Genomic DNA, 13,954 nt, shown 5'->3' with positions numbered 1-13,954 from the left:
TTCCCCCGGAGGCCGGAGATGCAATACGACTACGTGATCGTGGGCGCGGGCTCGGCGGGCTGCGTCCTCGCCGACCGGCTCTCCGTGGACCCTTCGGTGCGGGTGGCCCTCCTGGAGGCGGGAGGCCCGGACCGCAAGGCGGAGATCCGCGTCCCCGCCGCGTTCTCCAAGATGTTCAAGACCGAGTACGACTGGAACTTCAGCACCGTCAAGCAGGCCGAGATGTCCGGCCGTGAGCTGTACTGGCCGCGTGGCCGCACGCTCGGCGGCTCGTCCTCCATCAACGCCCAGATGTGGGTGCGCGGCCACCGCGCCGACTACGACGGCTGGGAGCTGCCCGGCTGGTCCTACGACGAGGTCCTGCCGTACTTCCGGCGTTCGGAGCACCGCACGGGCTCCAACCACGGCGGCGTGTACGGCACCGGCGGCCCGATCCACATCAGCGAGCTGCGCAGCCCCAACGTCACCACGGCGGCGTTCCTGCGGGCGTGCGAGGAGATCGGGCTGACCCGGCTGGACGAGCTCGGCGAGTCCGACGAGGGCTGCTCCCCGACCCCGGTGACCCAGCGCAGGGGCCGCAGGTGGAGCTGCGCCGACGCCTACCTGCGCCCGGCGATGCGCCGCCCCAACCTGACCGTGCTGACCGGCGCCGAGGCCCGCGGGGTGCTGTTCGACGACGACGGCCGCGCCACCGGCGTCGAGTACGGCGACGGGCTGCGGGTCACCGCGACCCGCGAGGTGATCCTGTCCGCCGGGACGATCGGGTCGCCGCAGCTGCTGATGCGCTCGGGCATCGGCGACCCCGGCGAGCTGCGCGCGGCGGGTGTCGAGCCGCGGCACGAGCTGCCGGGGGTGGGAAGCAACCTGAGCGACCACCTGGCCTGCGGCGTCGTGCTGAGCTGCCCGAGCCCGGTCACGCTGGCGGCGGCCGAGTCGCTGGGCAACCTCGCGCGCTTCCTGCTCGCCGGCCGCGGCATGCTCACCTCCAACGTCGGCGAGGCCGTGGCGTTCGTCCGCTCGGGGCCCGCCGAGCCCGCGCCGGACCTGGAGCTGGTGTTCGCCCCCGTGCCGTTCGCCGACCACGGGCTCACCCCGCCGGCCGGCCACGGCCTCACCATCGGGGTGGTGCTGCTGCGGCCGGAGAGCCGGGGCCGGGTCACGCTGGGTGAGGACGGCGGGGTGCTGATCGACCCGTGCTACCTCAGCGCGGAGACCGACGTGCTGCGCCTCGTGGCCGGGCTGAAGAAGGCCAAGGAGCTGTTCGCCGCCCCGTCGCTGAAGCCGTACGCGGGCACGCCGATGGAGCCGTACGACGGCTCGGAGACCGACGAGGAGCTGGCCCGGCTGGTGCGGGCCAAGAGCGAGACGCTGTACCACCCGGTGGGCACCTGCAAGATGGGCCTCGGCCCGGACGCCGTCGTCGACCCGTCGCTGCGGGTGCGCGGGGTGCCCGGCCTGCGCGTGGTGGACGCCTCGGTGATGCCGGCGCTCAACCGCGGCCACACCCACGCCCCCACGGTCATGATCGCCGAGCGGGCCGCGGACCTCATCAAGGCCTCCGGAGAGGGCGGCGGCGTTTGACGTAAGTGTCCGCTTTCTCAATCATGGAGCGATGACAGCGGAAACACCGCAGGAGCGCGAGCCGATCACCTCCTGCGAGCAGATCGACCTGTCGGACTGGGACTTCTGGGCCCGGCCGATGGCCGAGAGGGAACACGCCTTCGCGCTGCTGCGCGAGCGGGACACCCCGATGTTCTTCGCCGAGCCCGAGGTGTCGTTCGCCGACCCGGGGCGGGGCTACCACGCCATCGTGCGGCACGCGGACGTTCTGGAGATCAGCCGCAACCCCGAGGTGTTCTGCTCGGGGTCGGGCGGCGCCACCAACATCACGGACATGCCCCCCGAGTTCGCCGAGTACTTCGGTTCGATGATCAATATGGACGACCCCCGGCACGCCCGCCTGCGCCGGATCGTGTCCCGGGCCTTCACCCCGAAGATGATCCAGAAGTTCGAGGAGGACGTGCAGATCGCCGCCTCCACCGTCGTGGACGAGCTGCTGGAGAAGGGCCCCGGCTGCGACTTCGTCAGCGAGGTCGCCGCCCGGCTGCCCCTGAAGATCATCTGCGACATGATGGGCATCCCGGAGAAGGACTACCGCTTCGTCTACGACCGCTCCAACATCGTCCTCGGCGCCTCCGACCCCGAGTACGTCCCGCAGAGCGACGTGGACAGCGTGGTGGCCGCCCTGCTCACCGCCGGGTCCGAGCTGCAGCAGCTGGTCCAGGAGCTCGCCGCCGAGCGCTCGGGGCACCCCACGGGGGACCTCATCTCGGCCCTGGTGAACGCCAACATCGACGGCGAGCAGCTCACCCTGCAGGAGCTCGGGTCGTTCTTCATCCTGCTGGTCGTGGCCGGCAACGAGACGACCCGCAACGCGATCTCGCAGGGCCTGCTCCTGCTCACCCGCCACCCCGACCAGAAGAAGCTGTGGCTGTCCGACGTCGACGGGCACGCGCCGAAGGCCGTCGAGGAGATCGTGCGGCTGGCCTCCCCGGTCAACTACATGCGCCGCAAGGTCACCCGGGACATCACCGTGAACGGCGCCGACTACCGCGAGGGCGACAAGGCGGTCCTGTACTACTGGTCGGCCAATCGGGACGCCGCCGTCTTCGCCGACCCCTACAGCTTCGACATCACCCGCGACCCCAACCCGCACGTCGGCTTCGGCGGCCCGGGGCCGCACTTCTGCCTGGGCGCACACCTGGCCCGCCGCGAGATCACCGTGATGTTCCGCGAGCTGCTCGGGCGGGTGCCGTCCATTGAGGCGGGGCGCCCGGAACGGCTGTTCTCCAGCTTCATCAACGGCGTCAAGCACATGCCCTGCGACTTCTAGGCCCCGGACGGCCGCGCCCGGCGAGGGCGCGGCCGGTCCCGGTCAGGAGACGTTGGTGAAGGGCCGGACCGAGGAGAAGACGGTGTTGACGTCCGGGAGCAGCGCCTTCTTGGCGTCCGGCACCGCCATGTAGACGATCGACGGCAGGTCGGCGCCGGTGCTCACCGCGGCGACCACCAGGGTGGTCTTCTGGTCGCCCGCCGTGACCTGGTAGGCGACCACCCGCGCGGGCTTGCCGCCCGCCGTCAGGCGCTGCTCGGCCGTCTTGACGATCTTGTTGCCCTCGGGGAAGAACTTGCCCCGCGCGGCGAACGCCACGGCGCTGATCACCGGGGCGAGGTTCTCCGGCTCGTCGGGGGCGTACTTGGCCGCGAGGTTCTTGGCCAGCGGCCCGGTCATCAGCTGGGCGAACTGGAGCTTGCCCGCCGGGTCCTGGCCCGCCGCGACGTACTGGCGGGTCTCGAAGCCGTAGGTCGTGCGGATGTGGTCGGTCCTGGTGTCGAGCCGCCACGGGCCGCCGAGGCGCGGGATGTTGAGGCCGGCCACGTCGTCGGCGACGGTGCCGAGCCGGGGGGAGGCCTCACCGCGGTACTTGGGGAGCCGGGTCAGCGCCTGCGGCTTGGTGCCCGTGGACGGCTTGGCCGTGGGCGGGGGCTCCGCCGCGCCGCTCGCGCCGCCGTCGCCCGACGCCTTGCCCGACTCGGGCGTCCCGCGCAGCGGCCCGGCGAGGAACGCCCACAGCAGGGCGGCGACCAGGGCGACCGCGACCGAGGCGATCAGGGCGAGCAGCCAGACCCGCCTGCCGCCGCCGCCCTCGTCCTGCGTCTCGCCGATCGCCTCGTAGTTGTCGCCGAAGACGGTGTTCCACAGCTCCTGCTGGCGCTCGGGCGGCGGGGTCTTCGGCCCGCTGATCTGCCCGGCGGTCACGAACGGCTTGTAGGGGTCCTCGGGGCCGCTCTCCGGCCTGCGCCTGCGTCCCGGCGCCGGGGGCGCGGAACGCTCGTGCGTGGTCGCCTCGGCGAGCCGCACGGTCGTCTCGGTGCCTGGCGGGGTGTACTGCTGCGTCCCGGCGGCGTGCGGCGCGGCGAGCATCGGGCCCTGCCCGTTCGCCGCGCCCGGGGCCTGCCCGTTCATCGGGCCGTGCTGCCCGTTCACGGGACCGGGGAGTTGGCCGTTCATCCCGCCCGGGGCCTGTACGTCGGTGCCCTGCGCGGTCATGGTGCCGGGGGCGCCCGCGTACCGCTGGGGTCCGGCGTTCCGCGCGGCGTGCTGCTGCGGGCCGGGGCCCTGCGGGGCGTACTGCTGGGGGCCGGTGGGCTGCGGAGGGTACTGCTGGGGGCCGGTGGACGGCTGGGGGGCGTACTGCTGGGGCCCGGTGCCCGGGCCGCCGTACTGCTGCGGGCCGGTGGGCTGCGGGGGGTACTGATGGGGGCCCGAGCCCTGGGGGGCGTACTGCGGGGGGGCCGGGGTGTCGTACCGCTGCGGGCCGGTGGGGTAGGAGCCGTGGTCCTGCGGGCCGGTGTTGTGGTGCTGGTGGCCGGGAGGGGGCGGGGTGACCGGGTCCTGGTAGGAGGGGTGCGCCGACGGCGGGGGCATCTCCGGCCACGGCGGTGGGCTCTCCGGCCATGCCGGAGCCCGCGTGGGGCGGCTGGTCTGCTCAGGTGCCATCGCGGGCGTACCTCCCGAAATCATGCCCGGATTGAGGGTGCTCGGCATGATCTCATGTGGAGCAGGGGTGTCCGCAGGAGAATCGGAGAATGGTTCCCGCAGCCTCAGGCCGTTCGGGTCGGTCGGCGGATCCTGCATCGGCAGGTCGTCCCCCGGGAAATCCGGGCCGCGTCCTGGCCCATACGAGTTCGCCACAGCGAAAAGCGTAAACTAAAGGTACATACGGGGCACAACGGATCTATCACCATCGGGTCGCTATGTGCCCGCATTTCGATCACCAGGTCATGGTGGCGGCCAAACGATATGAACGGTGTTTGCGCACTGCGCTACCCTTGAGCTATGCGTGGCGGGACCCTGCTTCTTGGCCGGCCGCGTCGAGCGCGCTGAGACGCGGGTCGACGCGGCTGCCCCTCGTGGACACGGGGGGTTTCTTTATTGGTCAAGATCGACCAAGCCATCCGCGCCCCTGATGAATCTAAGGACGAGGCCGTGAGCGACGAGCAGTACGATCCGCAGACGCTGCAGCCCAAGTGGCAGCGCCGCTGGGAGGAACTGGACCCCTACCGGGCCGGCGGGGACGGCGACGACCGCCCTCGTAAGTACCTGCTCGACATGTTCCCCTACCCCTCCGGGGACCTGCACATGGGGCACGCCGAGGTCTTCGCCATCGCGGACGTCGTCGCCCGCTACTGGTTCCAGAAGGGCTACAACGTCCTGCACCCCATCGGGTGGGACTCCTTCGGCCTGCCCGCCGAGAACGCCGCGATCCGCCGCAACGCCCACCCCGCGGAGTGGACGTACGCCAACATCGAGACCCAGGCCAACTCCTTCAAGCGGTACGGCATCTCCTTCGACTGGTCGCGCCGCCTGCACACCAGCGACCCCGAGTACTACCGCTGGAACCAGTGGCTGTTCAACCGCTTCTTCGAGCGGGGCCTGGCCTACCGCAAGGGCGGCCTGGTCAACTGGTGCCCCGTCGACCAGACGGTGCTGGCCAACGAGCAGGTCGTCGCGGGGCAGTGCGAGCGGTGCGGCGCCACGGTGATCCGGCGCGAGCTGACCCAGTGGTACTTCAAGATCACTGACTACGCCGACCGCCTGCTGGACGACATGGCCCAGCTGGAGGGCGGCTGGCCCGAGCGCGTGCTGACCATGCAGCGCAACTGGATCGGCCGCTCCGAGGGCGCCGACGTCGCCTTCCAGATCGAGGGCCGCGCCGAGCCGGTCACCGTCTACACCACCCGTCCGGACACCCTGTACGGCGCGACGTTCTTCGTGGTGGCCGCGGACGCCCCGCTGGCCGAGGAGATCTGCGCCCCCGAGCAGCTGCCCGCGCTGGAGGCGTACCGCGCCGAGGTCGCCAAGCTGACCGACATCGAGCGCCTGGCCACCGACAAGGAGAAGACGGGCGTCTTCCTGGGGCGCCACGCGATCAACCCGGTGAACGGCGAGCGCGTCCCGGTGTGGGCCGCCGACTACGTGCTGTCCGACTACGGCCACGGCGCGATCATGGCGGTGCCCGCGCACGACCAGCGCGACCTGGACTTCGCGCTGAAGTTCAGCCTGCCGGTGCGGGTCGTGGTCGAGACCGGCCTGCCCGACCCAGCGGAGAGCGGCACCGCGACGCCGGGCGAGGGCCGTCTGGTCAACTCCGGGCCGCTGGACGGGCTGACCAAGACCGGCGCCATCGCCCGGATCGTCGAGATCCTGGGCGAGCGCGGCACCGGCGCGGCGGCGGTCAACTACCGCCTGCGCGACTGGCTGCTGTCCCGCCAGCGTTACTGGGGCACGCCCATCCCGATCATCCACTGCCCCGACTGCGGCGAGGTGCCGGTCCCCGACGACCAGCTGCCCGTCACGCTGCCCGACCTGCGCGGCGACGCCTTGGCGCCCAAGGGCGTGTCGCCGCTGGCCAGCGCCACCGACTGGGTCAACGTCGCCTGCCCCAAGTGCGACGGCCCGGCGCTGCGCGACACCGACACGATGGACACCTTCGTCGACTCCTCGTGGTACTTCCTGCGCTACTGCTCGCCCCAGCTGGACGACGCGCCGTTCGACGTGGAGCAGGTGCGCCGCTGGGGGCCGATCGACCAGTACGTCGGCGGTGTGGAGCACGCGGTGCTGCACCTGCTGTACTCGCGGTTCTTCACCAAGGTGCTGCACGACATGGGCATGGTGGACTTCCCCGAGCCCTTCCTGCGCCTGCTGAACCAAGGCCAGGTCGTCAACCAGGGCAAGGCCATGTCCAAGTCGCTGGGCAACGGCGTCGACCTGGGCGAGCAGATCGACGCGTTCGGCGTGGACGCGGTCCGGCTGACCATGGTGTTCGCCGGCCCGCCCGAGGACGACATCGACTGGGCGGACGTCTCGGCCGCCGCGTCGCAGAAGTTCCTGGCCCGGGCGTTCCGGGTGATGGCGGAGGCCGGGGCCGCGTCGGCGCCAGGAGCGGACTTCTCGTCCGGCGACACCGAGCTGCGCAAGGTCACCCATCGCACCATCGACGAGGTCACCCGGCTGGTCGAGGCGCACAAGTTCAACGTGGCGGTCGCCCGCACCATGGAGCTGACCACCGCGGCGCGCCGTGCCATCGACACGGGCCCAGGCGCGGCCGACCCCGCGGTGCGCGAGGCGGCCGAGACCCTGGCGGTGCTGCTGTCCCTGGTCGCGCCGTACTGCGCCGAGGAAGGCTGGGAGCGGCTGGGACACGGCCCGTCGGTCACCCGGGCCGGCTGGCCGGCCGCCGAGCCCGCGCTGCTGGTGCAGGAGTCGGTGACCTGCGTGGTGCAGGTGGCGGGGAAGGTGCGCGACCGCCTGGAGGTCTCGCCCGACATCTCCGGTGCCGCGCTGGAGGAGCTGGCCCTGGCCTCGGAGAAGGTGCGGACGTACCTGGACGGCGCGCCCCGCAAGGTGATCGTGCGGGCGCCGAAGCTGGTCAACATCGTCCCCTGACCGGGGGCCGATCGCTGGTGAGCCGGGTCAGGAAGGCCTGACCCGGCCGCTCTGCCGGAACCCGGTCAGAGCTTGCGGAGGACCGCGGTGACCTTGCCGAGGATGGTGGCCTCGTCGCCGGGGATGGGGTCGTAGACGGGGTTCTGCGGCACCAGCCAGACGTGGCCGTCCTTGCGCTTGAAGGTCTTCACGGTGGCCTCGCCGTCGATCATCGCCGCGACGATGTCGCCGTTGTCGGCGACCGGCTGCTGGCGCACCACGACCCAGTCGCCGTCCGCGATGGCGGCTTCGATCATGGAGTCGCCGGCGACCTGGAGCAGGAACAGCGTGCCCTCGCCCACGAGCTGCTTGGGCAGCGCGAAGACGTCCTCGATGCGCTCCTCGGCGAGGATGGGGCCACCGGCGGCGATGCGGCCGACCAGCGGGACGAACGCGGCGGTGGGCCTGCTGATCAGCGGCTCGTCCTCGCCGTCGCCGACGGGGTCGACCCAGAGGGCCGGCTCGCCGGGCAGGCGGACCTCCAGGGCACGGGGGCGGTGCGGGTCGCGGCGGAGGTATCCCTTGCGCTGGAGCGCGGTGAGCTGGTGGGAGACGCTGGAGGTGCTGGTGAGCTGGACGGCCTCGCCGATCTCGCGCATCGAGGGCGGATAACCCCGCTGCTGCACGGAGTCGCGGATCACTTCCAGGATCTTGCGTTGCCTCGGGGTGAGACCGAGCTCGTCACGCCTTCGCACGGCCAGGTCGCTGACGACCGCGCCGATCTCCTGCTCGCTCATGAACTCCTCCTCACCGGGCGCCGGTGAGGCGCTCGGTCCGTGGCGCCCGCCCAGCCCGGCCGCCGTGTGCCTGCCATGCCTGCAATGCCGCCCACACGGCGACAATAACTCCGTTCAAGATCGTCATCAAACACGTGTTCGATAATGGGGCCTCTGATCGGGCATTATCGTGCCCGCCATCGTACGGGAGTTCGATCGCTCTCGTGTTCGACTTTTGCGATCTTATGCCGGACGGGTGTCGAAGTCGATCACGCCCGGCCGGTCTCCGTAAGGTTCTGCACCGGCGCCGCGAGCGGATCCGGGTCGTGCCTGGTGGGGCAAGGGGTGCGGCAGGGGATCAGGGGTGCGACACGCCGTCCGCGGTGCCGTTATCGCTGATGGGCGGGGTGGTTCGCGCGTAGGGGTCGCGCCGACTTGCGTTCATGCGGCGGCACTCCTACGGTTAGACCACAACATCTAGTAGTTACACCGATGTGGTTCACCATAGGTTGTGTTTCCGTCGGCGCACCGAGTCAAGATCGACGAGTGCGCCGGCCTGTTCCGCATGGGCGGGGGAGGTGACACGTGCACTGTCCGTTCTGTCGTCATCCGGACACCCGGGTCATCGACAGCCGCTCCACCGAGGACGGCGCCGCGATCCGCCGCCGGCGCACCTGCCCCGAGTGCGGACGCCGGTTCACCACGCAGGAGACCGTGCTGCTGATGGTCAGCAAGCGCAGCGGGGTGACCGAGGCGTTCTCCAGGGACAAGGTGATCGCCGGGGTGCGGCGGGCCTGCCAGGGACGCCCGGTCAGCGAGGACTCCCTCGCCCAGCTCGGCCAGCGGGTCGAGGAGAGCATACGGGCCAGAGGGGCGGCCGAGATCCCGGCCCACCAGGTGGGCCTGGCGATCCTCGGGCCGCTGCGCGACCTGGACGAGGTGGCGTATCTCCGGTTCGCCTCGGTGTACCGCGGCTTCGAGACGCTCGCCGACTTCGAGGCGGAGATCGAGCAGCTCCGGGCCGCGCGCGACGCGAGGGCGGCGGGCCAGGCGGAGCCGGCGTGACGGCCGGCGAGACGGTGAACACGTCCCCCACGCGGGGGGCAGGGCGGTGTGACGGTGTGTTCCAGGAACAAGGGCTCCAGGGCCCCGGAAGGGGGAGATCATGACGGAGACGGTGAGTGGCTCGGTGGGACGCGGGGGCAAGCGCGCCCCCAAGGGCTTGAAGATCAGGCGTATCCACACCACCCCCGGTGTGCACCCGTACGACCAGGTGCGCTGGGAGCACCGTGACGTCGTGATGACCAACTGGCGGGACGGCTCGATCAACTTCGAGCAGCGCGGCGTCGAGTTCCCCGACTCCTGGTCGGTGAACGCCGCCAACATCGTGACCACCAAATACTTCCGCGGCGCCGTCGGCACCCCGCAGCGCGAGGTCAGCCTGAGGCAGCTTGTCGACCGTGTGGTGGGCGCCTACACCCGCACCGGGCGCGAGCACGGCTATTTCGCCTCCGAGGAGGACGCCGAGATCTTCGACCACGAGCTGAAGCACGCGTTGATCCACCAGGTCTTCAGCTTCAACTCGCCGGTGTGGTTCAACGTGGGCACCGCCTCGCCGCAGCAGGTCAGCGCGTGCTTCATCCTGGCGGTCGACGACCAGATGGAGTCGATCCTGGAGTGGTACAAGGAAGAAGGCGTGATCTTCAAGGGGGGGTCGGGCTCCGGCGTCAACCTCTCCCGCATCCGCTCCAGCAAGGAACTGCTGTCCAGCGGCGGCACCGCCAGCGGCCCGGTCTCGTTCATGCGCGGCGCGGACGCCTCCGCGGGCACCATCAAGTCCGGCGGCGCCACCCGCCGGGCCGCCAAGATGGTCGTGCTGGACGTCGACCACCCCGACATCGAAGAGTTCATCGAGACCAAGGCCCGCGAAGAGGACAAGATCCGCGCGCTGCGGGACGCGGGCTTCGACATGGACCTCGGCGGCCGGGACATCGTCTCGGTGCAGTACCAGAACGCCAACAACTCCGTGCGAGTGTCGGACGAGTTCATGCGGTCCGTCGAGGCGGGCGGCGACTTCGGGCTGCGGGCCCGGCTGTCCGGCGAAGTGATCGAGCGGGTCGACGCCAAGTCCCTGTTCCGCAAGATGGCCCAGGCCGCGTGGGAGTGCGCCGACCCCGGCGTGCAGTACGACGACACGATCAACGACTGGCACACCTGCCCGGAGACCGGCCGCATCACCGCGTCCAACCCCTGCTCGGAGTACGTCCACCTGGACAACTCCTCCTGCAACCTCGCCAGCATCAACCTGCTGAAGTTCCTCGGCGAGGACGACACCTTCGACGTCGACCGGTTCGTGAAGCTGACCGAGCTGATCATCACCGCGATGGACATCTCCATCACCTTCGCCGACTTCCCGACCAGCAAGATCGCCGAGACCACCCGGGCGTACCGCCAGCTCGGCATCGGGTACGCCAACCTCGGCGCGCTGCTCATGGCCACCGGCCACGCCTACGACTCCGACGGCGGCCGGGCCGTCGCCGCCGCGATCACCAGCCTGATGACCGGCGTCTCCTACCGCCGCAGCGCCGAGCTCGCCGCCATCGTCGGCCCCTACGACGGCTACAAGCGCAACGCCACCCCGCACAAGCGGGTCATGCGCAAGCACGCCGCCGCCAACGACGAGCTGCGCGCCGCCGACGACCTGGACCGCCCGATCCTCGCCGAGGCCACCAAGCAGTGGCAGGAGTGCCTCAAGCTCGGCGAGAAGAACGGCTACCGCAACGCCCAGGCGTCGCTGCTCGCGCCGACCGGCACCATCGGCCTGATGATGGACTGCGACACCACCGGCATCGAGCCGGACCTCGCGCTGGTCAAGTTCAAGAAGCTCGTCGGCGGCGGCTCCATGCAGATCGTCAACCAGACCATCCCGCGGGCGCTGCGCCGCCTCGGCTACCAGCCCGAGCAGGTCGAGGCGATCGTCGAGTACATCGCCGAGCACGGCCACGTCATGGACGCCCCCGGCCTGCGCCCCGACCACTACGAGGTGTTCGACTGCGCCATGGGCGAGCGGGCCATCGCGCCCATGGGCCACGTGCGCATGATGGCGGCCACCCAGTCGTTCCTGTCCGGCGCCATCTCCAAGACCGTCAACCTGCCCGAGTCGGCCACCGTCGAGGACATCGAGCAGGTGTACCTCGAAGGCTGGAAGCTCGGCCTGAAGGCCCTCGCGGTCTACCGCGACAACTGCAAGGTCGGCCAGCCGCTTTCGGTGTCCAAGAAGGGCGGCGAGAAGGCCGCCGAGCCCGCCGTGGCGCCCGAGCCGGTCGTCCAGGTCGTCGAGGTGGCCAAGCCGACCCGCCGCCGCCTGCCCAACCAGCGCCCGAGCAGCACCACCCGCTTCACCGTCGGCGGCGCCAAGGGCTACATGACCGCCTCGTCCTACCCCGACGACGGCCTCGGCGAGGTCTTCCTGAAGATGTCCAAGCAGGGTTCCACCCTGGCCGGTGTGATGGACGCCTTCTCCGTCGCCATCTCCGTGGGCCTCCAGTACGGCGTCCCCCTGGAGACCTACGTCAGCAAGTTCGTCAACATGCGCTTCGAGCCCGCCGGCATGACCGACGACCCCGACGTCCGCATGGCCGCCTCGGTGGTCGACTACATCTTCCGCCGCCTCGCCCTGGACCACCTCCCCTACGAGGACCGCGCCGCCCTCGGCGTCTTCTCCGCCGCCGAACGCGCCGCCCAGCAACGCGGCGAGGACCCCGCCGCCGTGGCCGAGGTCCTGGACACCGCCGCCCTGGCCCAGTCCGCCCCCATCGAGGAAAAGGTCACAGACCCCACCCCCCGCCCCGCCCCGTCCCCCACCACCACGGAAACCCACGCCCACAGCAACGGCACCCCCCACGCCCTGGAAAGCCACCAGGGCCGCACCGCCGACGCCCCCCTCTGCCTCACCTGCGGCACCAAGATGCGCCCCGCGGGCAGCTGCTACGTCTGCGAGGGCTGCGGCAGCACCAGCGGCTGCAGCTGACCGGCCGTCCCCCGCCGGGCACCCGCCCGGCGGGGGATTCGGTTAGCATCGGCGCGTGAGCACTGAGCCGGTTGCAGCGGGGGAGTCCGGTGACGTCCGTTCTCCGCTGGCATGGGACGGGGAGCCGGCCGCGAAGTTGAGCGAGGGGGACCTCGCGCACGCGGTCGCGTTCCTGGAGAACCTCTCCACTACTTCGCCCGGGTTCCTCGGGCGGTCGGCGGGGCCCGGTGGGGACCCTGGAGCGCCCGAGGGGGCGGTTCGCGAGGTCACCTTCGCGATGCCCGAGGCGCTGATCGCGGCGGTGCGGGCGCGGGCGGGTGACGAGGGGGTCGGGCGGTACGTCGTCGCGGCGGTCACGCGTCAGGTGGAGCTCGATCTGCGGGCCGAGCTGGCCGCGCTGGTCGGGTCCGAGCTTGAGCCTGTCTCCCCGGATGTCTTCGCCCACCTGGACACGGCGCCGGGCGGGGCCTCCTCCTGACCCGATGGGGCGCTGGATCGAGGTCGGCGACGGGGTGCTGGTCCGGCGGCACGAGGAGCTGGACCTTTCCCTCGGGCTGATCGCCGGCGGGCGTGGCTGCCTGGTGGTGGACACCGGGGGAGACGAGGCGCAGGGGGCGGAGTTCGCGGCGGCCGTGCGCGAGGTGACCTCGCTGCCGTGGTCGGTGGTTCTCACCCACGCCCACTTCGACCACACCTTCGGCACCGCGGCGTTCGGGGAGTGCGCGGTGTGGGCGCATCCCGGATGCGCGGCCGAGCTGGAGGCCGGTGGGGAGGCGCAGCGTGCCACCTGGGCCGAGCACTACCGCACCGCAGGGCGGACGGATATCGCGGAGAGCATCGAGGCGACCCGGATCGTCCTGCCGGACCGTCTCGTGCGGGACCGGGCCGAGGTCGACCTGGGGGGCCGCGTGGTGCGGCTCCTGCACCCCGGTCCCGGGCACACCGGCCACGACCTGGTGGTCCACGTTCCGGACGCCGGTGTGGTGTTCGCGGGGGATCTGGTCGAGCAGGGCGCGCCGCCCGCGTTCGAGGACTCCTATCCCCTGGAGTGGCCGTCCACCCTGGGCGGCGTGGCGGCGCTCGGTGCGTCCACGACGGTGCCCGGGCACGGGGAACCCGTGGACGCGGCGTTCGTGGCCGGTCAGCGGGCGGAGCTGGACGAGGTGGCCGCGCTGTGCGAGGCGGTCGCGGCGGGAACCCTGACGGCGGCCGAGGCGCTGGAACGCTCGCCCTATCCCGCGTCCTTCACCGCCGGCGCCCTGTCGAGAGCGGGGTCGCGATGATCGAAGTACTCAAGCCGGTCGTCGACATCGCCGGGCGGACGTTCTCACGCTCTCAGCGTCCGGCGACGTCCTCGGGTCAGGCCGCGGGGCTGGGGTTGCCCGGGAAGCGGACGACGTTGCGGCCCGTGTAGGACTGGAGGTGGACGACCTTGGGGTCGCGGGGGCGGTGGCGGGGGTGCGCGGAGCGGATGTCGCGCACCTTGGTGCGGGGTAGGTACGCGGGTACGGCGCTCAGCCTTCTCATGGAGTCCCCCCGACGTGATGCGTTCGTTATAGAGATGTCTACAGATGCTGTCGTAAGACTATTGTAAAGATCTCTAGTACGGGAGCGGACGCCCCGACGGCGAGCGCAGATCCAGGACGAACGCGCTCGTGG

At 71.2% G+C, this 13,954-nt stretch carries 10 protein-coding genes; 7 read left to right on the top strand and 3 right to left on the bottom strand.

Annotated features, from left to right (window positions below; all coding sequences use genetic code 11):
• Window positions 1-18 precede the first annotated feature (18 nt).
• Window positions 19-1,581 carry a GMC family oxidoreductase gene (locus ACFP1K_RS02390; RefSeq protein WP_380746599.1) on the top strand — a complete coding sequence of 521 codons (1,563 nt, stop codon included), beginning with the start codon at window positions 19-21 and terminating at the stop codon, window positions 1,579-1,581.
• Window positions 1,582-1,612: 31 nt separating this feature from the next.
• A complete protein-coding gene (locus tag ACFP1K_RS02385) occupies window positions 1,613-2,893 on the top strand; it encodes a cytochrome P450 (RefSeq protein WP_380746597.1) in 1,281 nt (426 codons plus the stop codon).
• A 42-nt stretch (window positions 2,894-2,935) separates the two neighbouring features.
• Here the strand turns inward: ACFP1K_RS02385 and ACFP1K_RS02380 are convergent, their stop codons facing one another.
• A complete protein-coding gene (locus tag ACFP1K_RS02380; RefSeq protein ID WP_380746595.1) occupies window positions 2,936-4,561 on the bottom strand; it encodes a hypothetical protein in 1,626 nt (541 codons plus the stop codon).
• A gap of 489 nt (window positions 4,562-5,050) precedes the next feature.
• Here ACFP1K_RS02380 and leuS point away from each other — a divergent pair, with 489 nt between their 5' ends.
• A complete protein-coding gene (leuS, locus tag ACFP1K_RS02375) occupies window positions 5,051-7,510 on the top strand; it encodes a leucine--tRNA ligase (protein ID WP_380746593.1) in 2,460 nt (819 codons plus the stop codon).
• A 65-nt stretch (window positions 7,511-7,575) separates the two neighbouring features.
• Here leuS and lexA read toward each other — a convergent pair whose 3' ends face one another.
• Complete coding sequence (gene lexA / locus ACFP1K_RS02370) at window positions 7,576-8,286, bottom strand: transcriptional repressor LexA (protein ID WP_380746591.1); 711 nt, start codon at window positions 8,284-8,286, stop codon at window positions 7,576-7,578.
• A 564-nt stretch (window positions 8,287-8,850) separates the two neighbouring features.
• On the opposite strand from lexA, the gene nrdR reads away from it, so the two are divergent.
• From nrdR to ACFP1K_RS02350, 4 genes are all read left to right on the top strand, one after another.
• A complete protein-coding gene (gene nrdR, locus ACFP1K_RS02365) occupies window positions 8,851-9,330 on the top strand; it encodes a transcriptional regulator NrdR (RefSeq protein ID WP_380746589.1) in 480 nt (159 codons plus the stop codon).
• Window positions 9,331-9,430: 100 nt separating this feature from the next.
• Window positions 9,431-12,295: a vitamin B12-dependent ribonucleotide reductase gene (locus tag ACFP1K_RS02360; protein ID WP_380746587.1), complete on the top strand. Its 2,865-nt coding sequence runs from the start codon at window positions 9,431-9,433 to the stop codon at window positions 12,293-12,295.
• A gap of 55 nt (window positions 12,296-12,350) precedes the next feature.
• On the top strand, window positions 12,351-12,773 hold the full coding sequence (locus ACFP1K_RS02355) for a hypothetical protein (RefSeq protein WP_380746585.1): 423 nt from the start codon (window positions 12,351-12,353) through the stop codon (window positions 12,771-12,773).
• Window positions 12,774-12,777: 4 nt separating this feature from the next.
• Window positions 12,778-13,578: an MBL fold metallo-hydrolase gene (locus ACFP1K_RS02350; protein WP_380746583.1), complete on the top strand. Its 801-nt coding sequence runs from the start codon at window positions 12,778-12,780 to the stop codon at window positions 13,576-13,578.
• A gap of 76 nt (window positions 13,579-13,654) precedes the next feature.
• Here the strand turns inward: ACFP1K_RS02350 and ACFP1K_RS02345 are convergent, their stop codons facing one another.
• A complete protein-coding gene (locus ACFP1K_RS02345) occupies window positions 13,655-13,822 on the bottom strand; it encodes a hypothetical protein (protein WP_380746581.1) in 168 nt (55 codons plus the stop codon).
• Window positions 13,823-13,954 lie beyond the last annotated feature (132 nt).

The sequence above is a fragment of the Sphaerisporangium aureirubrum genome (assembly GCF_042658925.1).
Lineage (GTDB): Bacteria > Actinomycetota > Actinomycetes > Streptosporangiales > Streptosporangiaceae > Sphaerisporangium > Sphaerisporangium aureirubrum.
This window is presented reverse-complemented; position numbering and strand designations above follow the sequence as displayed.